Annotated in this window: 19 protein-coding genes; 6 read left to right on the forward strand and 13 right to left on the reverse strand. The window is 70.9% G+C overall.

The genetic code is table 11. The features are described from left to right. Positions 1-71 precede the first annotated feature (71 nt). Together BEI_RS06510 and BEI_RS06515 are read right to left on the reverse strand one after the other, a co-directional pair. Positions 72-968: a ketopantoate reductase family protein gene (locus tag BEI_RS06510; RefSeq protein WP_097788754.1), complete on the reverse strand. Its 897-nt coding sequence runs from the start codon at positions 966-968 to the stop codon at positions 72-74. Continuing rightward, positions 965-2,914, reverse strand: a complete 1,950-nt coding sequence (locus tag BEI_RS06515) for a DNA topoisomerase III (protein ID WP_097788755.1) — start codon at positions 2,912-2,914, stop codon at positions 965-967. Before BEI_RS06515 ends, BEI_RS06510 begins: the two co-directional genes overlap by 4 nt. Before the next feature lie 120 nt (positions 2,915-3,034). On the opposite strand from BEI_RS06515, the gene BEI_RS06520 reads away from it, so the two are divergent. Both BEI_RS06520 and BEI_RS06525 read left to right on the forward strand, forming a co-directional pair. Next, positions 3,035-4,279, forward strand: a complete 1,245-nt coding sequence (locus tag BEI_RS06520; RefSeq protein ID WP_097788756.1) for an ABC1 kinase family protein — start codon at positions 3,035-3,037, stop codon at positions 4,277-4,279. Positions 4,280-4,342: 63 nt separating this feature from the next. Then, the gene (locus tag BEI_RS06525; protein WP_097788757.1) at positions 4,343-6,163 is read left to right on the forward strand and encodes an SEC-C domain-containing protein; all 1,821 of its coding nucleotides are present in this window, start codon (positions 4,343-4,345) and stop codon (positions 6,161-6,163) included. 6 nt (positions 6,164-6,169) lie between these two features. Here BEI_RS06525 and BEI_RS06530 read toward each other — a convergent pair whose 3' ends face one another. Further along, positions 6,170-7,531, reverse strand: a complete 1,362-nt coding sequence (locus tag BEI_RS06530) for an AmpG family muropeptide MFS transporter (RefSeq protein ID WP_097788758.1) — start codon at positions 7,529-7,531, stop codon at positions 6,170-6,172. 157 nt (positions 7,532-7,688) lie between these two features. Between BEI_RS06530 and rfaH the strand changes: the two genes are divergently transcribed. The 3 genes from rfaH to ccoM all read left to right on the forward strand — a co-directional run bounded on the left by rfaH (position 7,689) and on the right by ccoM (position 9,066). Next, positions 7,689-8,231 carry a transcription/translation regulatory transformer protein RfaH gene (gene rfaH, locus BEI_RS06535; RefSeq protein ID WP_097788759.1) on the forward strand — a complete coding sequence of 181 codons (543 nt, stop codon included), beginning with the start codon at positions 7,689-7,691 and terminating at the stop codon, positions 8,229-8,231. A gap of 27 nt (positions 8,232-8,258) precedes the next feature. Then, complete coding sequence (locus BEI_RS06540; protein WP_097788760.1) at positions 8,259-8,765, forward strand: FKBP-type peptidyl-prolyl cis-trans isomerase; 507 nt, start codon at positions 8,259-8,261, stop codon at positions 8,763-8,765. Between the two features lie 184 nt (positions 8,766-8,949). Continuing rightward, on the forward strand, positions 8,950-9,066 hold the full coding sequence (ccoM, locus tag BEI_RS19445) for a cytochrome c oxidase subunit CcoM (protein WP_309651900.1): 117 nt from the start codon (positions 8,950-8,952) through the stop codon (positions 9,064-9,066). An 81-nt stretch (positions 9,067-9,147) separates the two neighbouring features. Here ccoM and BEI_RS06545 read toward each other — a convergent pair whose 3' ends face one another. The 10 genes from BEI_RS06545 to BEI_RS06590 all read right to left on the reverse strand — a co-directional run bounded on the left by BEI_RS06545 (position 9,148) and on the right by BEI_RS06590 (position 18,930). Further along, positions 9,148-9,663, reverse strand: coding sequence for a lytic transglycosylase domain-containing protein (locus BEI_RS06545; RefSeq protein ID WP_097791018.1), 516 nt, complete (start codon positions 9,661-9,663; stop codon positions 9,148-9,150). Between the two features lie 295 nt (positions 9,664-9,958). Beyond that, positions 9,959-11,680: a proline--tRNA ligase gene (locus BEI_RS06550; protein WP_097788761.1), complete on the reverse strand. Its 1,722-nt coding sequence runs from the start codon at positions 11,678-11,680 to the stop codon at positions 9,959-9,961. 294 nt (positions 11,681-11,974) lie between these two features. Then, positions 11,975-12,886, reverse strand: a complete 912-nt coding sequence (locus BEI_RS06555; RefSeq protein WP_097788762.1) for a carbon-nitrogen hydrolase family protein — start codon at positions 12,884-12,886, stop codon at positions 11,975-11,977. Next, positions 12,883-13,479: a GNAT family N-acetyltransferase gene (locus BEI_RS06560; RefSeq protein WP_097788763.1), complete on the reverse strand. Its 597-nt coding sequence runs from the start codon at positions 13,477-13,479 to the stop codon at positions 12,883-12,885. Before BEI_RS06560 ends, BEI_RS06555 begins: the two co-directional genes overlap by 4 nt. Before the next feature lie 102 nt (positions 13,480-13,581). Further along, positions 13,582-14,325: a DUF3307 domain-containing protein gene (locus BEI_RS06565; RefSeq protein ID WP_097788764.1), complete on the reverse strand. Its 744-nt coding sequence runs from the start codon at positions 14,323-14,325 to the stop codon at positions 13,582-13,584. After that, positions 14,322-14,969, reverse strand: a complete 648-nt coding sequence (locus tag BEI_RS06570) for a hypothetical protein (RefSeq protein WP_097788765.1) — start codon at positions 14,967-14,969, stop codon at positions 14,322-14,324. Before BEI_RS06570 ends, BEI_RS06565 begins: the two co-directional genes overlap by 4 nt. 104 nt (positions 14,970-15,073) lie before the next feature. Next, entirely contained in the window at positions 15,074-16,258 is a 1,185-nt protein-coding gene (locus BEI_RS06575) for a vWA domain-containing protein (protein WP_097788766.1), read from the reverse strand. 3 nt (positions 16,259-16,261) lie between these two features. Continuing rightward, positions 16,262-17,107, reverse strand: a complete 846-nt coding sequence (locus tag BEI_RS06580) for an AAA family ATPase (RefSeq protein WP_097788767.1) — start codon at positions 17,105-17,107, stop codon at positions 16,262-16,264. Positions 17,108-17,203: 96 nt separating this feature from the next. Next, positions 17,204-17,950 (reverse strand): DUF72 domain-containing protein, encoded by a 747-nt coding sequence (locus BEI_RS06585; protein WP_097788768.1) that lies wholly within the window; start codon positions 17,948-17,950, stop codon positions 17,204-17,206. A 92-nt stretch (positions 17,951-18,042) separates the two neighbouring features. Then, positions 18,043-18,930 carry an NAD(P)-dependent oxidoreductase gene (locus tag BEI_RS06590; RefSeq protein WP_097788769.1) on the reverse strand — a complete coding sequence of 296 codons (888 nt, stop codon included), beginning with the start codon at positions 18,928-18,930 and terminating at the stop codon, positions 18,043-18,045. A gap of 496 nt (positions 18,931-19,426) precedes the next feature. Here BEI_RS06590 and BEI_RS06595 point away from each other — a divergent pair, with 496 nt between their 5' ends. Further along, entirely contained in the window at positions 19,427-21,790 is a 2,364-nt protein-coding gene (locus BEI_RS06595) for a DNA polymerase II (protein ID WP_097788770.1), read from the forward strand.

Consider the following 21,790-nt stretch of genomic DNA (forward strand, 5'->3'; position numbering starts at 1 on the left):
CGGTGTCGTTATCGCATTGAGGCTAGCAGGCGACACCGCAAGATGCCAGATCGACGGCCGGCCGGCGGCGCTCAGGTCGAGCCATCGAAGCGGGCGTGAAGCGCCGCGAGCGTCGGCGTGGCCAGGCCATGGCGGCGTCCGGCGGCCAGCAGGGGGCCGAGGATGGCGGCATGCTCGGTGGGGCGACCGGCCAGCACGTCCTGCAGCATCGAGGCGCGGTTGTTGCCGGTCGCCGACACCACCGTCCACACCAGGCAGTCCCAGCCTCCCTCGGGAGCCGGGATGTGCTCCGCGGCCATGATCGCCGCGACCTCCTCGATCACCGCCTCGACCATGGGCCGGAAGGGGCGGTCGCGCAGCTGGCCGTTACGGATGCGAAAGCGGGCCACCAGGGGATTGATGGCGGCATTGACGGCCAGCTTGTGCCACAGTCGCACACGGATGTCCTCGACCGGCGTGGCCGGAAGGCCCGCGGCCGTCAGTCGGTCGGCCAGCCGTTCGGCGAGGGAGCCATGCCGGCCATCCAGGGCGCCGATCAGGGTTCGGCCGTGTCCGGCATGCACCACCCCGTCATCGCCCGCCAGGAAGGCACCCTCGGTAGTGGTGGCGCAGAGCACCGGCCCCGTCCACCGTTCGGCGAGGACCTGCTGCACGCCGAAACCGTTCTGCCAGAGCACCAGGGGGAGGTCGGGCCGTAGCCGATCGGCGACGGCGGCCAGGGCGGCCTCGGCGGCGTAGGCCTTGGTGGTGAGATGGAGACACTCGGCCTCGCCGGCCAGCGCGCGCGTCAGGGTCGCCGTCGTCCGACAGTCCAGCTCCCGGTCGAGCGTCTCGCCCTCCGGGGTGGTCAGGGCCTGGCGGGGCGGCAGGGGACGTCGGCCGATCAGGGTCACCGGCGCCTGCTCGGCCAGGCGCAGGGCCAGCAGGCGACCCAGGGCGCCCGGGCCGAGGATCAGCGACAGGCTCATGAGGAGGAGCCCCGCTTGCGACGAGCGCCCCCGGGGGATGTCTTCCCGCCGGTGCGACGCCCGGCGGACTGACGCCTCGCCTTCCCGCCGGCCTTGCGCCCTCGGCTCGGCACCTCGACGCCCCGGGCCCCGGCCAGGGCCCGGCGCATCCGTTCGGCATCGGCGTGGCCGAGCAGCCCGCGGAGGTCCTCCACCAGGGCGTCCAGGAAGGGCGCCGGGGCGTCGCCGTCCTCGGCGATGGCGGACAGTCGCTGCTCCCAGAGGGCGGTGCGCTCGGGACGTCCCACGGCCTCGGGCAGCGAGGCGATCAGGGCATCGCCAAGGCGGGTGGCGCGCAGCGCCTTGCCCTCCCGGGCCAGGTAGCCGCGCTCCAGCAGGGTCTCGAGGATGCCGGCCCGGGTGGCCTCGGTGCCCAGGCCGTCGGAGTCGCGCAGGGTGCGCCGGATCGCCGGGTCCTCCACGTAGCGGGCGATGTTCATCATCGCCTTGATCAGGCTGGCGTCGGTGAAGGGTTCGGGCGGGCGCGTCTCGCGATCCTCCACGCCGGCCTCCTCCACTCGGCAGGGTTCGCCCTCGGTCAGCGGCGGCAGGGGCGGCGCCTCGTCCCGGGTGGTGAACAGCGGCTTCCAGCCGGCCTCGAGCACTTCCTGCCCCCGGGCCCGGAAGACCTCGCCGGCGATGGCGAACTCCGCCTTCACCTCCCGGGTCGACAGGGGAGGGTAGAACTGGGCGAGCACGTTGCGGGTGATCAGTCGGAAGACGTCGGCCTCCTGGCGGGAGAGCCGCGAGAGATCGGCCCGCTTGCCGGTGGGCGCCAGGGCGTGGTGGGCGCCGACCTTCTTGTCATTCCAGGCCTTGGAGCGCTTCGCGAAGTCGGCGCCGGCCAGCCAGCCCCGCAGGGTGGCATCCTCGCCGCAGGCGCCTTCCAGGGTGCGCCGGGCGCCGGCCCAATGCTCCTCCGGGAGGTAGCGGCAGTCGGAGCGGGGATAGGTGATCAGCTGGTGACGCTCGTAGAGGCGCTGACAGATGTCGAGCACCGCCTTGGCCGAGAGGCCGTGGCGCCGGGCGGCATCCACCTGCAGGGCCGACAGGGAGTAGGGCAGGGGGGCGGCCTGACGCCTGTCGCGGGTCTCGAGCCGGGCGAGCCGGCCCTCGGCCCCGGCAAGCCGGCCGCCCAAAGCCTCGGCCGGGGCCCGCTCCAGAAGCCGCCCCTGGTCGTCCAGCGAATGGCCCTCGCCGGGCACCCACCAGGCACGCAGCCGGCCCCGGGCCACGACGAGATCCGCCCACAGCACGAAGAAGGGGCGTGGCTCGAAGTCGCGGATCTCGGCGTCCCGGCGCACCACCAGCCCGAGGACCGGCGTCTGCACCCGGCCCACCGAGAGCACCCCGTCGTGGCCGGCCTGGCGGCCGACCAGGGTCCAGGCGCGGGTCAGGTTGATCCCGTAGAGCCAGTCGGCCCGGGCGCGGGCCTGGGCCGCCCGATACAGGGGCGCGTAGCGGGCGTTGTCCTCAAGGCGGGAGAGAGCCCGCTTGACCGCCGGGGCGTTGAGGTCGCTGACCAGCAGGCGTGCCACCGGCCCCTGCCAGCCGAGGTGCTCGATGACCTCCTGGACCAGCAGCTGGCCCTCCCGGTCGGGGTCGCCGGCGTGGACCACGGTGTCGGCTCGCTTGAGCAGGCCGCGGATCACGGCGAGCTGGGCACGGGCCTTGGCGCGGGGCACGAGCTTCCATCGGTCGGGCAGGATCGGCAGGGTATCCAGGCGCCAGGCCTTGTGGGACGGGTCGTAGGCGTCCGGTGGCGCCTGTTCCAGCAGATGACCCAGGCACCAGGTGACCACGCTGTCGCCGGCCATCAGGGCGCCGTCCTGGCCGGGGACGCCGGCAGGGAGTGCCTCGGCGATGGCACGGGCCAGGCTGGGTTTCTCGGCGATGATCAGGCGCAAGCGGACCTCGAGGCGGCGATGAAGACATGGGAATTCTTACAGTATTCTCGTGGCGAGACCAGGTGTAACATGTCTTGATGTTTGTATAATTCTTGTATGATTCTGGTCGGAGGGCAGGGCATGCTCGAACGCGGTCGGACACGACGCCTGCTGGGGCTGGGGACTCGCACCGGCGGTGCCCTGCTGAAGGCGCGTCTGGGTGGCCAGAGCGACTGGCACGCCCTGGGCGAGGCGCTGGTCGAGGGGCTCTCGGAGCTCAAGGGCCCGGCCATGAAGCTGGCCCAGATCATGGCCCAGTGGGACGACCTGCTGCCCCCCGAGCTGGCCGAGGAGCTTTCCCGGTTGCAGCGCCAGGCGACGCCCATGCCCTGGGGGAGCATCCGGCGGACCCTGGATGCGGAGTACGGTGACCCGGAGCAGCGCTTCGAACGCATCGAGACGACGCCCTTCGCCAGCGCGTCCATGGGCCAGGTGCACCGTGCGGTGACCCGCGAAGGCGAGACGGTGGTGCTCAAGGTGCAGTACCCCGGGCTCGGCGACGTGCTGGAGGACGACCTCGCCCGGCTGCGTCGGCTGATGCGCCTGGGGCGATGGCTGAGCGTCCCCCAGGCGCGGCTGGAGGCGCTCTTCGAGGAACTCGCCGCCAGCCTGCGCGGCGAGCTGGACTATCGGGCCGAGGCTCAGGCGCTCGCCCGCTACCGGGCGCGCTATGCGCATCTTCCGGACCTGGTGATTCCCGAGCCGCTGCCGTCGTTCTGTGGCCCTCGGGTACTCGCCATGCGCTACGTGGCGGGAACGCCGTTGCGCGAGCTGGATGGAGCCGAGGACGCCGTGCGCCAGCGCATCGCCGCCACCCTGGCGGACTGGCTGACCGAGGAGATCTTCACCCACGGCGAGCTGCATGCCGATCCCCATGCCGGCAACTTCGCCGCCGACGCCGAGGGGCGGCTGGTGATCTATGATCTGGGGGCAGTGATTCCTGTGCCCCGGGCGCGACTGGCGGCCATGATGCGCCTGCTGGAGGCGACGCTGGCCGCCGATGCCCTGGCCATGGACGCGGCCCTGCGGGAGCTCGGCGGCCGCCAGGGAGAAGGGGCCCCCCTGGCCCTCTATCGGGAATCCGCCGAGGCGGTGGCGCCGCTGTTCGCGCCCGGGCCCCAAGACTTCGGCGACGTGCGGGTGCACCGTCGGCTGCGCGAGCTGAGCCCCAAGGTATGGGCGGCCATGGACCGGCTCCAGCCGCCAGCGGATACCCTGCTGCTGTCGCGCACCCTCAACGGCCACTACTGGAACCTGGTGCGCCTCGGGGCGCGCCTCGACATGCACCGGCGCACTCGTCCGCTGCTCGCCTGGGCGAGGGCCTGAAAGCGGCTGCCAGGCCGGCGGTCGGCTGGTAGACTGTGCGGTTTTTGGGCAGTGGAGACGGCAATGCTGGCGGTATGGGTAGAACAGCTGCTGGGGTTCGCCTCGGGCGCCCTCAAGGCGATCAGGGAAGACGAGCGCTATCCGACGCTGATGGCCTGGGCGCGCCGAGAGGGCCCCAAGCTGACCGGCGACCTGGCTTTGGCTCAGGCGCTGGCCCCGGAACTCTGGTCGCAGACGCCGCTGGAGCGGCTCGACTTCGCCTGTGAGCCCCTGGCCCGGCCGGGACGCAACGAGCCCTGCTGGTGCGACTCGGGGCGCAAGACCAAGCACTGCTGCGGCGCGGTCACCCTGCCCGGACACGTCCCCGGGCACCTGATGTGGATGCTGTCGCTGCGGGAGTGGAAGGGCGAGACCCTCAAGGCGGCGCTGGCCAGCGGCCGCGCACCCGCCCAGGCGCTGCTCGAGGCCGGCCTGATCGCCGCGGAGTCCGGCCAGCGGGGGCGGGCTCAGCAGATCCTCGAGTCGCTGTTCGAGACCGCCGACTGGTCGCGCCTGCCGGAGCAGGCCGAGCCGGCCTTCGAGATCCTCGTCGACCTCTACCAGGAGCGCGGCTTCCATCGCAAGCGCGAGGCGCTGCTCGACGCCGTGCTCGATCGGGGGCCGCTGTTCCTGCGCGGCGTGGCGCTGGAGCGGCTGTGCCTGCTGCACCTGGACAACGACGACCTGGACAGCGCCCGGGCCGCCTTCGTGCGCGCCCAGCAGGCACTGCCGGACTCGCCCACCCTGGCCTACATCGAGGCCATGCTGCTGCTCCACGAGGGGCACGAGGCGGAAGCGCGGGAACGCTCGCGGTTCTGGTTCCGCCGGCTGTCCCGGCAGGGCGATCTGGACCCCGACCAGCTGCAGTTCCTCGCCGACCTGGCCGACAACCCCGGCGCCACCCTGGCCGAGCAGCTGCTCAATGCCGAGGAGGACCTCGCCGAACCCCTGGTCGCCTTCCAGACCCTGCTCGAATCGTTGCCCACCGCGCCCCGCCTGGACGTCCAGGAGGTGGACGGCTGGCTCGCCTATCAGGCCAGCGCCCGGGAGGCCACCCTCTATGCCGCCTTCCGGTCGGTCTTCCCGGCCGAGGTGCAGAGCGAGGCGACCCTGAGCTTCGATGTCGATCCCTGGCCCCAGGCCGGCGACTGGCTGCCGGCGTTGTGCGCGCATCCCGAGTGGCTGGATGCCCCCGCCGTCATGCAGTCCCTGGCCCTGGCCCTGACCACCCGATTCGGCAGCCTGCCGTGGATGGCCCCGAGCCTCTTCGAGCCGCTGGCGGTGCGCCTGGAGCGCTGGCTGGAGCAGGCGCGCCAGGCCGGCGAGGCCCCGCTGACCTGGGACGTCGCCGACAACGCCGTGCTGCTGCGCACCGGCCTGGCGCTGGTGGTGGGCATGGAGCGCGGGGCCCGGGAGCGGTCGCGCCGGCTCGCCGAACGGCTGCTCGAGCTGGACGACCAGGACAGCCTGGGGCTGCGCGAGCTGGTGCTCGACCAGCTGCTCCGGGACGGTCGTGACGCCGAGGCCCTGGCGCTGAGCGAGGCGGCCCTGGAGAGCGAGGTCGAGGAGGAATCCGTGCTCGGGCTGCTGATGGGGCGGGTGCTGGCCCTCTTCCGTCTGGAGCGTCGCGAGGAGGCCGCCGAGGCCCTGGAGGCCGCCCGCCGCCACAACGCCTTCGCTCCGGCCCTGCTGTGCGACGAGCACCCGCGTCCGCCGACTCCCGCTCCCGACGGCGCCGCCATCGGCTCCCGGGCCGAGGCCTGGCAGTACCGCACCCTGATGCGCGACCAGTGGCGGGCCACGCCGGGCGCGCTGGAGTGGCTCGCCGAACGGGCGATCATCTGAGTCCGCTCAGGCCGCCTTCGGGGCCGGCACCAGGCTGCGGATGCGGCTGACCCAGACGGCCAGGGCGATGGCCGGCAGGCCCAGGAGCGAGGCCAGCAGGAAGAAGCCCGGGTAGCCTTGGCCGGCCACCACCAGGCCCCCGAAGCCGCTGAGGAACTTGCCCGGCAGGGTCATCAGCGAGGAGAACAGCGCATACTGGGTGGCGGTGTAGGCTCGTGACGTCAGCCCCGACAGGAAGGCGATAAAGACCGCGCTGGCCAGGCCGTTGGAGAGGTTGTCGCCGACGATGGTCACCACCAGCATGGGCAGGCTGTCCCCGGCCAGGGCGAGGACCACGAACAGCAGGTTGGTCAGCGCGGTGGCCGTGGCGCCGAGCACCAGGATGGGCCCCACCCCGTAGCGGGCCACCAGCAGGCCGCCGAGCAGGCCCCCGCCGATGCTCATGGCGATGCCGAAGACGTTGGTCACGTTGGCGATGGCGGCCAGGCTGAACCCCAGGTCGATGTAGAGCGGATTGGCCATGGAGGCCATGGCCAGGTCGCTGATCCGGAACACCGCCACGAACACCAGCAGCCACAATGCCTTGAGACGATGCCGGGCGAAGAAGTCGGTGAAGGGACAGACCACCGCGCCGATGGCCCAGGCGCCCAGGCGGCGCTGCCAGGCCGGCCGGCCGCGGCTGGCGCGCAGGAAGGCGCGCACCCGCGGCTCATGGATCAGTTGGGTGGTCAGCGCCAGGCGCTCGGGCTCCGGCCGCACCAGCACCGTCACCACCCCCACGGCCACCAGGGCGGCCATGGCCAGGTAGGCGGCGTGCCAGGAGACCAGCGAGGCCACGTAGAGGGCGCCCGCGCCGGCGGCGATCAGCCCGCCGCGGTAGCCGATGATGTAGGTGGAGGCCATGGCCGCCTGCAGGTCTTCCGGCGCCGACTCGATGCGGAAGGCATCGATGGCGATGTCCTGGGTCGCCGAGCCGAAGGCCACCAGCAGGGCGAAGGCGGCGACCATCGGCAGGTGGCCCAGCGGGTCCAGGCTGGCCAGGCCCACCAGGCCGGTGGCGATCATGGCCTGGGCGAGCAGCATCCAGCCGCGCCGCTGGCCGAAGGCCCGGGTGAGTCCCGGCAGGGCCAGGCGATCCACCACCGGGGCCCAGAAGAACTTGATCGAATAGAGGATGCCGATCCAGGCGAAGAACCCGATGGCCGCCACCTCGACGCCGTCGCTGCGCAGCCAGGCCGACAGGGTGGAGAACACCAGCAGGAAGGGCAGGCCCGCCGAGAACCCCAGGAACAGCATCGTCAGCACCGGGGGGCGCCGGTAGATCGCCAGGGCATCGCGCCAGCTGCGTTGCGCGGAAGGGGTCGGCATGGCGTAAGCTCTCCTTGCGGGGCTGGGACGGGGCCACGCGCCGGGCCATCGGTGATAAGATGGCGGCCTCGACCGGGGCCTCGCGATACGGGGGGCGCGCGCCGCCGATTGTTGCAGAGCCCCGGCGCCGACACCAGCCAGAGCGATCAGGAAAGCCATGAGTGACGACGACATTCGCCTGGACGGCGACGAGGCGGCCGTCCCCCGCTGGTACGTCATCCAGTGCAAGGGCGGGGAATCCTTCCGGGCCGCCGAACACCTGGACAACCAGGGCTACGAGGTCTTCCACCCGGTGTTCCAGGCCCAGAAGAAGCGCCGCGGCAAGCTCGAGTGGGTCAGCGAGCCGCTCTTCCCCTATTACCTGTTCATTCGCCTCGACCGCCTGGTCAGCAACTGGCGACCGATCCGCTCGACCCGAGGGGTGCTTCGCCTGGTGACCTTCGGGGTGGACATGCCGATCCCGGTCAGCGACGAGCTGGTGGACACCCTGCGCCGTCACGGCAGCCAGGAGGCCGGCGACGCTATCCAGGTGTACTTCCGCGCCGGCGAGACGGTGGAGATCACCGAGGGCCCCTTCAAGGACCTTCAGGCGGTCTTCGCCAGCCACAAGGGCGAGGAGCGCGCCATCGTGCTGCTCAACATGCTGCACAAGCAGCAGCGCCTGGAGATGCCCGTCGCCCAGCTGCGCCGCCGCGACTGATCCCCCATTCCCTGCCCCGGAGGCCCCATGACGATCGCCCCCCAGCGGGTCGTGACCCTGCACTACGTGCTCAGCGACCAGGACGGCAACGTCCTCGACGACTCTCGCGCCCGCCAGACCCCGCTCGAATACCTGCACGGCCATGACAACATCATGGCCGGGCTGGAACGCGCCCTGCTCGGACGAGAGGCCGGCGCCGAACTCAGCGTCACCCTGATGCCCGCCGAGGCCTATGGCCTGCGCGACGAGTCCCTGGTGCGCGAGGTCGGCCGAGGGGCCTTCCCGGTCCCCGACCTCTCGCCCGGCATGCGCTTCCAGACGCCGGGGGACGATGGCCCGGAGATCGTCACCGTGCTGGAGGTGCGCGACGACGGCGTGCTGATCGACACCAACCATCCGCTGGCCGGCCAGACGCTGCGCTACCGCCTCGAGGTCCTCGACGTACGCGAGGCCACCCGCGCCGAGCTCGCCAAGGGCCATCCCCTCCCGCCGGGCACCACGCCGGACCAGGTGGAAGACAAGAAGATGCCCTGAGCTCGGCCGTCCCTTCCGCTCGCCCCTCCTCCCCGCCGGGACTCTCCCGGCCCCGAATCTGACCTGGATCAAAGGCCGTCGGCCCTCGTGAAGGAGGCCGGCGGCAAAGTTGATTCAGGTCAGCTTTCTCCCGGCTCATGAGCGCTACAGTGCACTCAACACATCGAGACGGGAGGACCACCACATGTACTGGGATGACGCCGTAATCTTCGGACTGGCCACCGTCGGAATGATGATCGCTTTCATGGGGGGCTGGATCGCATTCGTCGTTCGCGACCACCATCGCAAGAAGAAGCACTGAGCCAGCCGCTCCACCAGTCGTCAGGGGAGGGGGGAGCTTCCCCCCACTGGGCCGATCCTTCGGGATCGGCCATTTTTTTGCTTATCGCTCGGCGGTCAGGCGCTCCACGACGCCGCCGGCGGACGACCAGTGCCGCGAGAGGGCGCGCATCACCCGTTCCGGGTACCAGGTCTTGCCCAGGCTGCCGTTGTAGCGGGCCAGCGCCCGGGTGAGATCGCCGTCCTCCACCGCCAGGTAGTGGGCGAGGATGGTGCAGCCGTAGCGCAGGTTGCGTTCGGGGTCCTTGAGGTCGTCGGCGGGCAGCCCGAGCTCGCGGATCCAGAACGGCATGATCTGCATCAGGCCCACGGCGCCGGCGGAGGAGACCGCCTCGGCCTGGAAGGCGCTCTCCACCTGGATGACGGCCAGCACCAGTTCCGGGGCCAGGCCCGCCAGGCGGGCTTCCTGGTGGACCCGGGACAGCAAGGCCCGGCGGCGCTCGGCGTCGGGGACCCGGCGGGCCAGGCGGGGCATCATGTCGTTGAGCCACTGTCGCGCGGCCCAGACCTCGGCGGGGGAGCGCGGGGCCTGGCGGGTGCCCTCGAGGGTCTGGCGCAGGGTGGAAGGCAGGGGCGCGGCCGCGGAGGAGACGCCCCCCGGGTTCGGCCTCGCGGCCAGGGCCGTGAGGAAGTCGTCCGACGCCAGGCCCGGAGCGGGGGGCAAGAGGCTCCCGGCCGCCAGTAGGGCGGCGGCCAGGAAGCGTCCCTTACGGAAACACTGCTTGAATGCCTGCGCATGCAAATCGCTTCGTTGCGCGGTGCTCGAAAGCTCGCCTAACTCCTCGTTATGTCTCGCTTTCTGTGCTCCGTGCGCCTTGCGCTTTACGATGCTCGGCGATGTATTCAGCGTTTCCTCAGGCGTCGATCTTCTCGCGCAGGAAGTCGAGAATGTCCCCGGCGGGGACCATGGTGGCCTCGGTGTCACGGCGTCCCTTGTACTCCAGTTCTCCCTTGTCCAGGCCTCGGTCGCCCACCACCAGGCGATGGGGGATGCCCATCAGCTCCTGGTCGGCGAAGCGCACGCCCGGCCGCAGGTCGCGGTCGTCGAGCAGCACGTCGTAGCCGGCGGCGGTGAGCTCCTGGTAGAGGCGCTCGCTCTCCTCGCGGACCCGCTGCGACTTGTGGGCATTCATCGGCACCACGGTGACGTGGAAGGGCGCGATGGCGTCCGGCCAGATGATGCCGTTCTCGTCATGGTTCTGCTCGATGGCGGCGGCGACCACCCGGGTTACCCCGATACCATAGCAGCCCATCCAGGGATGCGCGGCCTTGCCGTTGGCGTCGAGGACGGTGGCATTCATCGCTTCGCTGTACTTGCGGCCCAGCTGGAAGACGTGGCCCACCTCGATGCCGCGCTTGATGGACAGGGTGCCCTGGCCGTCCGGCGAGGGGTCGCCCTCGACCACGTTGCGCAGGTCGGCGACCTTGGGCAGCGCCACGTCGCGCTCCCAGTTGATGCCGAAGTAGTGCTTGCCGTCGATGTTGGCGCCGGCGCCGAAGTCGCTCATCAGCGCCACGCTGCGGTCGATGACGATCGGCATGTCCAGGTTCACCGGGCCCAGGGAGCCGGGACCGGCGCCCACCACCGCGCGGATCTCCTCCTCGGTGGCCATGGTCAGGGGGCTGGCCACCTCGGGCAGGTGCTCGGCCTTGACCTCGTTGAGCTCGTGGTCGCCGCGCACCAGCAGGGCCACCAGGCCGCCCTCGGCGCCCTGCACCATCAAGGTCTTGAGGGTCTTCTCGATGGGCAGCCCGTGCTGCTCGACCAGGGCGGCGATGGTCTTGGCGTCCGGGGTGTCGACCAGGCGCAGCTCCTCGCTCGGCGCGGGGCGCTCCGGCTGGCTGCCCAGCGGCGCCGGCAGGGCCTCGGCCTTCTCCATGTTGGCGGCGTAGTCGGACTCGGTGGAGAAGACGATGTCGTCCTCGCCGGAGTCGGCCAGCACGTGGAACTCGTGGGAGTCGGTGCCGCCGATGGCGCCGGTGTCGGCGATCACCGGGCGGAAGTCCAGGCCCAGGCGGGTGAAGATGCGCACATAGGCATCGTACATGGCCTGGTAGGTCTCCATGAGCGAGGGCTCGTCGATATGGAAGGAGTAGGCGTCCTTCATCAGGAACTCGCGGGAACGCATTACCCCGAAGCGCGGGCGGATCTCGTCACGGAACTTGGTCTGGATCTGGTAGAAGTTCGAGGGCAGCTGCTTGTAGCTGGAGATCTCGCGACGGATCAGGTCGGTGATCACCTCCTCGTGGGTCGGGCCGACGCAGTAGTCGCGGTCGTGGCGGTCCTTGAGGCGCAGCAGCTCGGGGCCGTACTGCTCCCAGCGGCCGGATTCCTGCCACAGCTCGGCGGGCTGGACGGCGGGCATCAGCACCTCCTGGGCGCCGGCGCGGTCCATCTCCTCGCGGACGATGCGCTCCACCTTGCGCAGGGTCTTGAGACCCAGCGGCAACCAGGTATAGAGGCCCGAGGTCAGGCGGCGGATCATGCCGGCCCGCAGCATCAGCTGGTGGCTGACCACCTCGGCGTCGGCGGGGGTTTCCTTGAGGGTGGAGATCAACAGTTGCGTGGCGCGCATGGGTCCGGGGTGTCCTCGAGCAAGAATCGGGTGGAAACGGTCGGGCCGCCGGGTGGCGGGACATGAGCGGCATTGTACGGCCAAGCGGGAGTGGCGGCAAAAGCCCGCGGGGGCCGGGCAGCGCTATCGCAGTTGGATCTGACGAGGGGCGCCGGGGACAAGCCGAAGAGGAGGTCCTACGCCATGGACGGCGTCGGTAGCGCCCATGGAAGGGTTCACAGCGCCTCCTCGAAGGCTTGTCGCCGGATCAGTCCCGATCGATCCGCTGTCTGCGATAGTCCGGGGCCGCAGGGCTTACCCCAAAGGGTGCGTCGCGATGCCCGGCGCCAGGCGGGGGTGTTGCAGCGCCCAGTCGGCGTGGTTGTTGACCTGGCCGTGTTCGCGCAGGGCGCGGATCCGTGCCAGGTCCAGGCGCGCCAGCTGCCAGCCGGGGGTGGCGTCCGCGGCCAGGGTCAGCACCCCGTCCGGCGGGAAGCCATGGTCGCAGGGCGTGAAGACGCCGGCACGGCCGATGTTGATGTCCACCGCCGGCGACCATAGCGCCTCGCCCACCGTGGGCGAATGGATCACCGCCACCTGCTGCTCGATGGCCCGGGCCTGGGCGCTGAGGCGCACCCGCTGGTAGCCGGCCTCGGTGTCGGTGCAGCTCGGCACCAGCAGCAGCTCGGCGCCGGCCTCGACCAGGGCTCGCGCCAGCAGGGGGAACTCGCTGTCGTAGCAGATCAGCACCCCCAGCCGCCCGGCGGGGGTGTCGAAGACCCGAAGGCCGTCGCCCTCGACCACGCCCCAGTCGTCGTTCTCGAAGCGGGTCATCACCTGCTTGTCCTGGTGGCCCGCCCGGCCGTCGGGGCCGAACAGCCAGGCCCGGTTGACGAAGCGGCCGTCGTCCAGGCGCCAGGGCAGGGAAGGGGCGAGGATCGTCGCGCCATGGCGCACCGCCAGCTCGCGCCAGGTCTCGACGAAGGCCTCGCGCCACGGCTGCAGGCAGTGCAGCTGGGCCTGGAGGTCGCCCCGCTCGGCCTCGGGCAGCATCGAGGCCAGCTCCATGGCCCCGTACTCGGGGAAGACCAGCAGCTCGGCGCCACGGCTCGTCGCGTCCTGGACCCAGCGCGCCGCCTTGGCCCGGAAGCCGGCGAAGTCGGCGAAGGCCTCGATGGGGTACTGGGCGGTGGCCACGGTCACCGGACGTTCGCTCCCCCCGGTCATGGGCGCAGCGCCTTGAGCCAGAAGACCATGGGCTTGGCGGTCTCCTCGGCCTCGTCCTGGTCCTTCCAGGCGAAGGTGGTGACAAGCGACGGCGTGCGCCGGTAGCCCCGGGCGTTCCAGAAGCCGTGCAGCGGCCGGTAGTCGGCCGGCTTGCGGGGATGGTCGTCGGGGCGCTCCACGGCGCAGAAGGCCGCGAACTCGAACCCTTCACCCGCGGCGTGTGTCTCCCTCGCCTCCATAAAGGCCTTGCCGATGCCCCGGCCGCGGTACTCGGGCAGCAGGACCGACTCGCCGTAGTAGAAGACCGTCTCGGGCCGGTAGCCGGCGGCCTCGAAGGGGCCGCGGAACTCATCCACCTCGTCGGCCAGCGGCTGGCCGGTGGCCGCGCCCACCAGGGGGCCGCCGTCGAAGGCCAGCACGAAGAGGCTGCGCGGGTTGCGGGCGTAGCGGTCGAGGTAGTCGGCCTCGTAGGCCGGGTCGCCGTCGTAGAGGTAGGGGAAATCGCGGAAGACCCGGATGCGCAGCCGCGCCAGGGCCTCCAGGTGGGGGGCGATGTCGCGCCCCTGGCAGGTGGTCAGGGTGATGGCCGCCATGATCGTCGCTCCCGGCTGGTGGCAGGTCGCCGGCACCCTAGCAGGCGAGCCCGTTCGCGCCAATCCTGATGGCGACCTGCACGACCGCCGCCGCGACACCACTCATCCCACCCAGGGCGTGGCGCGTACCAGCAACCCCAGGGCCAGGGTCGCCGAGACGCTGAGCAGGGTGCCGAGCAGCACGTATTCGGTGAGCTTGCGGTCGCGGCGCTCGCGCAGGTCGCCGAAGCGCAGCACCGACTTGGCGGTGAGCAGGAAGCCTACGGCGGTGAATTCGTCGACCAGCACCAGGGTCAGCACCAGCAGGCGCTCGAGGATCCCGATCCGCGCGCCCGCCGCGGCCAGGGTGCCGGGATCGGCGACCTCGTCGCTCCAGGGGCGCATGGCGAGCGCGATGGCCAGCGCCATGGGCCGGGTCACCAGCAGGTAGGCCAGGGCGAGCGTCAGCACCCCCGGGCTGGCCAGCCAAGCCAGGGTCTCGGCCAGCGGGGCCGCGCTGCCCTGCCATGCCAGCCAGACGGCCAGCAGCACCGCCAGGTGCAGGGCCTGGTCGAGCAGGAACCAGCGCAGCCGGTGGGGATCGAGCCAGGCCTTGCCCAGGTCGATGAGGCCGTGGCTGCCGGCGACGGCCAGTCCCGCGAGGAAGGCCGGGATGGGGCCGGCCCCGGCGAGCCCCAGCACGCCCAGCGTCAGCAGGCCATGCAGGCCCGCATGGAGGTAGAGGGCGGTGGCGCGTCCCTTGTGGCGCTGGCGCGCCTCCACCCAGCGTCGCGGCTGGAGCAGGAAGTCGCCCACCAGGTGGGCCAGGAGCAGGGCGAGCAGTGCCGCCAGGGGCGTCGCGCTCATGGAGTGGTGTCCTCCTCGGCCAGGCGTTTGCGGAACAGGGCCAGGGTGTCGACCAGCAGGGGCCAGCGGGCGGCGCGCAGCCGCTTGTGCACGCTGGGCTGGCGGATGCCCAGGCGCTCGGCCAGGGCCTGCTGGGTCTCCTCATGCCGCAGTCGCAGCCGGACGATCTCGGCGGAGTAGGGCGACCAGCCCTCGACCAGCTCGTCCAGGTAGCGCAGCACCAGCGCCAGGCAGGGTTCCACGGCCTCGGTGGTCATCGCCAGGGCGAGATGCTCGTCCCGGCGGGCCAGGGCATCCAGGGCCCGGCCCGAGGCCACGAAGACCGGTCCATCGGCGGAGGCCAGGTCATCGGCGGGGGGGAGGGTGTCCGCGCCCACCGCGATGGCCACCCGGGCGTCCCAGCGCTGGTCGGCCTCGGAGCGCTCGATCAGGCTGGCGCGCAGCGTCACGGCCGCATCCACGGCGGCGGCGGGGTCCGGCAGCGCAAGCTGGAAGCCGTCGCCGCGGTAGCGTTGATAGGTGCCGTCATGGTGGTCGGCGAGCTCGGCGAGCGCCGCCTCGAGCGTCCGGTGGAGGCAGCGGGCATCGGCGATGCGGCGCGACTCGATGACGTCGCCGGTCAGCACGGCGAGACGGGAGACCATGAGCGTTCCTCCCTTCGGGAGCATCATGGTGTTAACCATAGCCCAAAAAGGCTATTAATCAATAAAATAGCCTTATTGAGTTATATAGCGGCCGCCATCCGCCATCACCTCTGCCGCGCCAGTGCGCCCATGGCCTGCTCCGGCCCGGCCAGGGTCATGGGATACATGCGGTCGTCGATCAGCTCGCGGATCAGGCCGGTCGAGGGCGTGAAGTCCCAGTGCCGCCGAGGCATGGGATTGAGCCAGGCCAGGCGCGGGAAGGACCGGACCAACCGTGACAGCCAGGCCGCGCCGGGCTCGTCGTTGAAGTGCTCGACGCTGCCGCCGGGATGGGTGATCTCGTAGGGCGACATGGCGGCGTCGCCGACGATCACCACCCGGTAATCGTCGCCATAGGTATGGAGGACGTCCCGCGTGGGGATGCGCTCGGCGTGTCGCCGGGCATTGTGCCGCCACAGGCCCTCGTAGAGGCAGTTGTGGAAGTAGTAGTGTTCGAGGTGCTTGAACTCGGCCCGGGCGGCGGAAAACAGCGCCTCGCAGGTACGGATGTGGTCGTCCATGGAGCCGCCCACGTCGAGCAGCAGCAGCACCTTGACCGCGTTGTGGCGCTCGGGGCGCATCCGCACGTTGAGCAAGCCGGCGTCCCGGGCGGTGGCGCGGATGGTGGCGTCGACGTCGAACTCCTCGGCCGCGCCTTCCCGGGCGAAGCGCCGCAGCCGGCGCAGGGCCATCTTGATGTTGCGGGTACCGAGTCGGCGATCGTCGTCGTAGTCGCGGAAGCGCCGTTCGTCCCAGACCTTCGCCGCCCGACGGTGGCGCGAGCCGTCCTGGCCGAGGCGGATGCCCTCGGGATGGTAGCCATAGGCGCCGAAGGGACTGGTGCCGCCGGTGCCGATCCACTTGTTGCCGCCGGCGTGGCGGTCGGTCTGTTCCTCGAGGCGTCGCTTGAAGGTCTCGATCAGCGCCTCGAGGCCGCCCAGGGACTCGATCCTTGCCTTCTCCTCCTCGGACAGCCGCTTCTCGAACTCCCGGCGCAGCCAGTCGTCGGGGATCAGCGCCTCGATGGCGGCGTCGAGATCCTCGATGCCCTCGACCCAGGCGCCGAAGGCCCGATCGAAGCGGTCGAAGTGGCGCTCGTCCTTGACCAGCACGGTGCGGGCGACCCCGTGCAGGGCTTCCAGGTCGGCGAAGATCACGCCCCGCTCCACCACGGCGTGCAGGTCGAGCAACTCGCGCAGCGACACCGGCACCTCGAAGCGGCGCAGGGTCTCGAACAGGCCGATGAACATGACTTACCTGCCTTGCCGGCGCAGCATGAAGGCCAGCCGTTCCAGTAACTGCGTATCCTGCTCGTTCTTCACCAGGGCGCCGGCCAGCGGCGGGATGGCCCGGGCCGGGTCGCGCTGGTAGAGCGCCTCCTGGGCCAGCTCGTCGGCCATCAGCAGCTTCAGCCAGTCCACCAGCTCGGAGGTGGAGGGCTTCTTCTTGAGGCCCGGGGCCTCGCGCAGCTCGAAGAACACCTCCAGGGCCTCGCCGACCAGCCGCGGGGCGATCCCGGGGAAGTGGACGTCGACGATGGCCTGCATGGTCTCGCGGTCCGGGAAGTCGATGTAGTGGAAGAAGCAGCGGCGCAGGAAGGCGTCGGGCAGCTCCTTCTCGTTGTTGGAGGTGATCACCACCACCGGGCGATGGCGGGCGCGGATGGTCTCGTCCGTCTCGTAGACGTGGAATTCCATGCGGTCGAGTTCCTGCAGCAGGTCGTTGGGAAACTCGATGTCGGCCTTGTCGATCTCGTCGATCAGCAGCACCACCCGCTCGTCGGCGGTGAAGGCCTCCCACAGCTTGCCCGGTCGGATGTAGTTGGCCACGTCCTCCACGCCCTCGATGCCGAGCTGGGAGTCGCGCAGCCGGCTCACCGCGTCGTACTCGTAGAGCCCCTGGGCGGCCTTGGTGGTGGACTTGACGTGCCAGGTGATCAGGCGGGTGTCCAGCGAGGCCGCCAGCTCCTCGGCCAGTCGGGTCTTGCCGGTGCCCGGTTCGCCCTTGACCAGCAGCGGGCGCTGCAGGGTCACGGCGGCATTCACCGCCCGCTTGAGGCCCTCGGTGGCCACGTAGGTGGAAGTGCTGTCGAACGCCATGGATCGCCTCTCGAAGGTCGTCACAAATTCAAACGAGTGTACGTAAGGGGCGCCGACGGGACAATCTCCTCGGCGAGTGGCGGGGAGCCTCAGGCGTCACGATCCCCTGTCGGGCCCGAGACGGGCGAGATAGCGGCGCAACTGCCGGGCGTTCTCGACGGCGTGGCCGGCCTCGTCGTTGTTGAAGTAGGCGTAGGCGTCGTGGCCGTCCACGGCCTGGTCCCGGAGCCGTCGGGCCTGGGCGGTGAGGTACTGGGGCGAGTAGGCGCCCCGGTAGTGATCGCCGTGGAAACGCAGGTAGGTCCAGTCGGCGGTGAGCCGCCGGGGGTGGTTGGGGAGCATGTCGTGCCAGCACAGGGCGACGCCGTGGGCCTGCAGCACCCGGTAGACGGCATCGCACAGCCAGGAGGGGTCGCGGAATTCCAGGGCCCAGCGATGCTCGGGCGGGGCCGCCTCGAGAAAGGCATCCAGGCGCTCGGCGTCGACCCGCCAGCGCCCCGGCAGCTGCACCAGGATCGGGCCCAGCGTGTCGCCGAGCCATTCGGCCACCTCCAGGAAGCGGCCGATGGTGGCCCCGGGATCCTTGAGCTTCTTGATGTGGCTGCCGTAACGGCTGAACTTGACGGCGAAGCGGAAGCCGTCGGGGACGGCGTCGCGCCAGGCGCGGAAGGTGGTGGCCTCGGGTAGCCGATAGAAGGTGTTGTTGATCTCCACCGTCGCGAAATGCTCGGCGTAGTGCCCGAGCCAGCGTTCACGGGGCAGGGCGTCCGGGTAGAAGACGCCTCGCCAGTGAGCGTACTGGTAGCCCGAGGTCCCGACGTGAACTCGTGCCGTGCGGCTCATGCGGCCTCCCGGCGCCCGCGTCGTGTTGTCTCCCGAGAACGGGGCGCAGGCTCAGGATGGCTCCGTCGCGTCGGGACCGCCACCAGGGCCGGTCAGTCGGCGTCGTCGGGACGATAGGCCTCCACCAGGATCGCCGGATCGGCCTCGCCCCGTCCCCGCGCGGCCTGGGCCCGCATCAGCTGGGCGGCCAGGGCGCTCATCGGCGTGGCGCTGGTCACCCGGCCGCTCTGCGCCACCGCCATGTCCAGGTCCTTGAGCAGGGTGCGCAGGTGCCAGGGCGGGGCGGCGAAGTCGCGCGTGGCCATGCGCGGCGCGAGGATGCGGAACGGCCTGGAGTCGGCGAAGCCGCCGGCGAGCGCCTCGGTGAGCCGGGTGGCGTCGACGCCGCTGGCCTCGGCGAGCGCCACCATCTCGGCGATCACCGCCGCCTGGCAGCCCACGATCATCTGGTTGCAGACCTTGGTGACCTGGCCGCTGCCCACCGGCCCCATGCGGGTGAGGCGCGCGGCCAGCGGCTCGAGCAGGGGCCGCACGGCCTCGACGTCCTGTTCCGCCCCGCCGCACATGATGGCCAGCTCCCCGGCCTCGGCCCCGGCCACCCCGCCGGAGACCGGCGCGTCCACCCAGGGCACCCCGCAGGCTGCCTCGAGCCGGGCGGCGAAGTCCCGGGTGGCCGCGGGGTCGCTGCTGGAGAGATCGACCAGGCGCTGCCCGGGCCGGGCACGGGCCGCCACGCCGTCCTCGCCGAACACCACCGCCTCGACCACGGCGGTGTTCGCGAGGCACAGCAGGATGACGTCCGCCTCGTCGACCAGCTCGCCGAGCGAGCCGGCCACCCGGGCCCCGGCCTCGGCGACCCCGGCGGTCTTGTCCGCCGAGCGGTTCCAGACGGTGACGTCGAAGCCGGCGCCGAGCAGCCGGCGGGTCATGGGGTCGCCCATCAGGCCGATGCCGATGAAACCGAGGCGGGGATGCGTCATGGGGGAGTCTCCCTGTGCAAAAGCCTCAGCATGCGTTATGGAAGGGTTTTCCATCAAGTGGTCGCGGCGGGATGCCCCGCCATGATGCGCTGCAATACCCCGTCGGGCGGCCATGGTGCGCCGACTCGGCGTCCGGCTCGGGGGCGTTCGCGAAGGTTTTTCTCTAACCCTCTATCGGTAAAGGAAAATCTCCTGGGTGGCATAGCGCTTGTAAAGGGATCGGTGTCGGCGGCCGGAGGATGATCGTGTCCTGGACGCGATCCCGGTCGTCCGGTCGGTTGCCGTTCGTCGCTGCGCGGCAACCGACGCGACGAGTGAGCTGGCGTGCTCCTACTGGCCCCTTCGGGGGCCTTTTTTATGTCCGTTGGGGGAGGGGCAGGGGAGAGTCGCCGGCCCGCTCCCTTGGTGACCGGACGAGCCCGCCCCCGGGCGCCGGGTGTGAGCCGGCGGCGCCCGGGTTAAGATCGGGATCCCTGGGAGGACAAGAGGAAAGGCGGTGGTGGTACGGCAGGGGTTCATCCTGACCCGGCACTGGCAGGAGACGCCCGAGGGCACCGAGGTCGCGTTCTGGCTGGCCACCGACGAGGGGCCTCTCCGGGTGCGCGTGCCGCCTCAGCCGTCGGTGGCCTTCCTGCCGGCGGCACAGCGGGAGCGGGCCGAGTCCGTGCTGCGCGGCGAAAGCGGCGTCGAGCTGCGCCCGCTCGCGCTGCGCGACTTCCAGCGTCGGCCGGTGCTGGGTCTCTACTGCCGGCGTCACCGCCGGCTGATCGCCCTGGAACGACGCCTGAAGGATGCCGGCGTGGAGGTCTACGAGGCCGATATCCGGCCCCCGGAGCGCTATCTCATGGAGCGCTTTATCACCGCGCCGGTGAGCGTCCAGGGGGAAGCCGACGGCCAGGGCGGCCTGGTGGCCACACGGCTCAGGCCCGAGCCGGGCTATCGCCCGCGACTCAGCCTGGTGTCGCTGGATATCGAGACCAGCGGGACGGGCGAGCTGTATTCCATCGCCCTGGAAGGGGAGGGGCAGCGCCGGGTCTTCATGCTCGGACCGCCCAACGGCGAGGCCGGGGGGCTCGACTTCTGCCTCGACTACTGCGACAGCCGCGCGGCGCTGCTGGAGCGGCTGAACCAATGGTTCGCCGAGCATGACCCTGACGCCATCATCGGCTGGAACCTGGTGCAGTTCGACCTGCGGGTTCTCCAGGAGCATGCGCAACGGCTCGGCGTGCCCCTGAGGCTGGGGCGCGGCGGGGCCGAGCTGGAATGGCGCGCCCATGGCCATCGGGCCGATCGCTACGTCGCCTCGACGGCCGGGCGGCTGCTCGTCGACGGCATCGAGGCCCTGCGCTCGGCGACCTGGCAGTTCGCCTCCTTCGGGCTGGAGCACGTGGCCCGCACCCTGCTCGGCGAGGGCAAGGCCATCGACAACCCCTACCAGCGGCTGGACGAGATCCTGCGCATGTTCGCCGAGGACAAGCCGGCCCTGGCGCGCTACAACCTCCAGGACTGCGAGCTGGTGACACGGATCTTCGCCAGGGCCGAACTCCTCGACTTCCTGCTCGAGCGGGCCACGGTGACCGGGCTTGCCGCCGATCGCAGCGGCGGCTCGGTGGCGGCCTTCACCCACCTCTACCTGCCGCGCCTGCACCGCCTGGGGTTCGTGGCGCCGAACCTCGGCGAGGGGCAGCCGGACGAGAGCCCGGGGGGCTTCGTCATGGATTCCCGACCGGGCCTCTACGACTCGGTGCTGGTCCTCGACTTCAAGAGTCTCTATCCCTCGATCATCCGCAGCTTCCTGATCGACCCGGCGGGCCTGATCGAGGGCCTCGACGAGCCCACCGACGCCGCGTCGGCGCCGGGCTTTCGCGGGGCACGCTTCTCGCGTACGCACCACGCCCTGCCGGACATCGTGGCCCGGGTCTGGGAAGGGCGGGAGGCCGCCAAGCGGGCCGGCGATGCGCCGCTCGCCCAGGCACTGAAGATCATCATGAACAGCTTCTACGGGGTGCTGGGCTCGAAGGGCTGTCGGTTCTTCGACGCCCGCCTGGCCTCGTCGATCACCATGCGCGGTCACGAGATCATGCGTCGCACCCGCGAGCTGATCGAGGCCGAGGGCTACACCGTCATCTACGGAGATACCGACTCCACCTTCGTCTGGCTGGGCCGCGCGCATGACGAGGCGGAGGCCGCGGCGATCGGTCGGCGCCTGGTGGCGGGTGTCAATGCCTGGTGGCGGGACCACCTCGACCGGGAATACGGCCTGGAGAGCGCCCTGGAGCTGCAGTTCGAGACCCATTACCGGCGCTTCCTGATGCCCACCATCCGCGGCGCCGAGGCGGGCAGCAAGAAACGCTATGCCGGTCTGATGCGCGACCCGTCAGGGCAGGAACGGCTGGTCTTCAAGGGGCTGGAGAGCGTCCGCAGCGACTGGACGGTCCTGGCCAAGACGTTCCAGGAGGAACTCTATCGGCGCATCTTCACCGGGGAGCCGTATCGGGACTACGTGCGCGACTATGTGCGACGCACCCTGGCCGGCGACTTCGAGGATCGGCTGGTCTACCGCAAGCGACTCCGCCGCCCCCTGGGCGACTATCGGCGCAACGTGCCGCCCCATGTGCGGGCGGCGCGGCTCGCCGACGAGCTCAATGCGCGGCTGGGGCGCCCGCGCCAGTACCAGCAGGGCGGATGGATTCGCTACGTGATGACGGTGGCCGGGCCGGAGCCCCTGGAGGGGCGGCGCTCGGCCATCGATACCGATCACTACCTGACCCGCCAGCTCAAGCCGGTGGCGGATGCCATCCTGCCCTTCGTGGGGGACGACTTCGCGACCCTGATCGATCGCCAGCTGGGGCTGTTCTGA

The organism is Halomonas beimenensis (genome assembly GCF_002549795.1).
GTDB lineage: Bacteria > Pseudomonadota > Gammaproteobacteria > Pseudomonadales > Halomonadaceae > Halomonas > Halomonas beimenensis.

What these genes read in the sequence shown, in the direction of transcription:
- BEI_RS06510 (WP_097788754.1), bottom strand. Translation starts at nt 968, where the DNA reads ATGAGCCTGTCGCTGATCCTCGGCCCGGGCGCCCTGGGTCGCCTGCTG.
- BEI_RS06520 (WP_097788756.1), top strand. Translation starts at nt 3,035, where the DNA reads ATGCTCGAACGCGGTCGGACACGACGCCTGCTGGGGCTGGGGACTCGC.
- BEI_RS06525 (WP_097788757.1), top strand. Translation starts at nt 4,343, where the DNA reads ATGCTGGCGGTATGGGTAGAACAGCTGCTGGGGTTCGCCTCGGGCGCC.
- BEI_RS06530 (WP_097788758.1), bottom strand. Translation starts at nt 7,531, where the DNA reads ATGCCGACCCCTTCCGCGCAACGCAGCTGGCGCGATGCCCTGGCGATC.
- rfaH (WP_097788759.1), top strand. Translation starts at nt 7,689, where the DNA reads ATGAGTGACGACGACATTCGCCTGGACGGCGACGAGGCGGCCGTCCCC.
- BEI_RS06540 (WP_097788760.1), top strand. Translation starts at nt 8,259, where the DNA reads ATGACGATCGCCCCCCAGCGGGTCGTGACCCTGCACTACGTGCTCAGC.
- ccoM (WP_309651900.1), top strand. Translation starts at nt 8,950, where the DNA reads ATGTACTGGGATGACGCCGTAATCTTCGGACTGGCCACCGTCGGAATG.
- BEI_RS06550 (WP_097788761.1), bottom strand. Translation starts at nt 11,680, where the DNA reads ATGCGCGCCACGCAACTGTTGATCTCCACCCTCAAGGAAACCCCCGCC.
- BEI_RS06555 (WP_097788762.1), bottom strand. Translation starts at nt 12,886, where the DNA reads ATGACCGGGGGGAGCGAACGTCCGGTGACCGTGGCCACCGCCCAGTAC.
- BEI_RS06560 (WP_097788763.1), bottom strand. Translation starts at nt 13,479, where the DNA reads ATGGCGGCCATCACCCTGACCACCTGCCAGGGGCGCGACATCGCCCCC.
- BEI_RS06565 (WP_097788764.1), bottom strand. Translation starts at nt 14,325, where the DNA reads ATGAGCGCGACGCCCCTGGCGGCACTGCTCGCCCTGCTCCTGGCCCAC.
- BEI_RS06570 (WP_097788765.1), bottom strand. Translation starts at nt 14,969, where the DNA reads ATGGTCTCCCGTCTCGCCGTGCTGACCGGCGACGTCATCGAGTCGCGC.
- BEI_RS06575 (WP_097788766.1), bottom strand. Translation starts at nt 16,258, where the DNA reads ATGTTCATCGGCCTGTTCGAGACCCTGCGCCGCTTCGAGGTGCCGGTG.
- BEI_RS06580 (WP_097788767.1), bottom strand. Translation starts at nt 17,107, where the DNA reads ATGGCGTTCGACAGCACTTCCACCTACGTGGCCACCGAGGGCCTCAAG.
- BEI_RS06585 (WP_097788768.1), bottom strand. Translation starts at nt 17,950, where the DNA reads ATGAGCCGCACGGCACGAGTTCACGTCGGGACCTCGGGCTACCAGTAC.
- BEI_RS06590 (WP_097788769.1), bottom strand. Translation starts at nt 18,930, where the DNA reads ATGACGCATCCCCGCCTCGGTTTCATCGGCATCGGCCTGATGGGCGAC.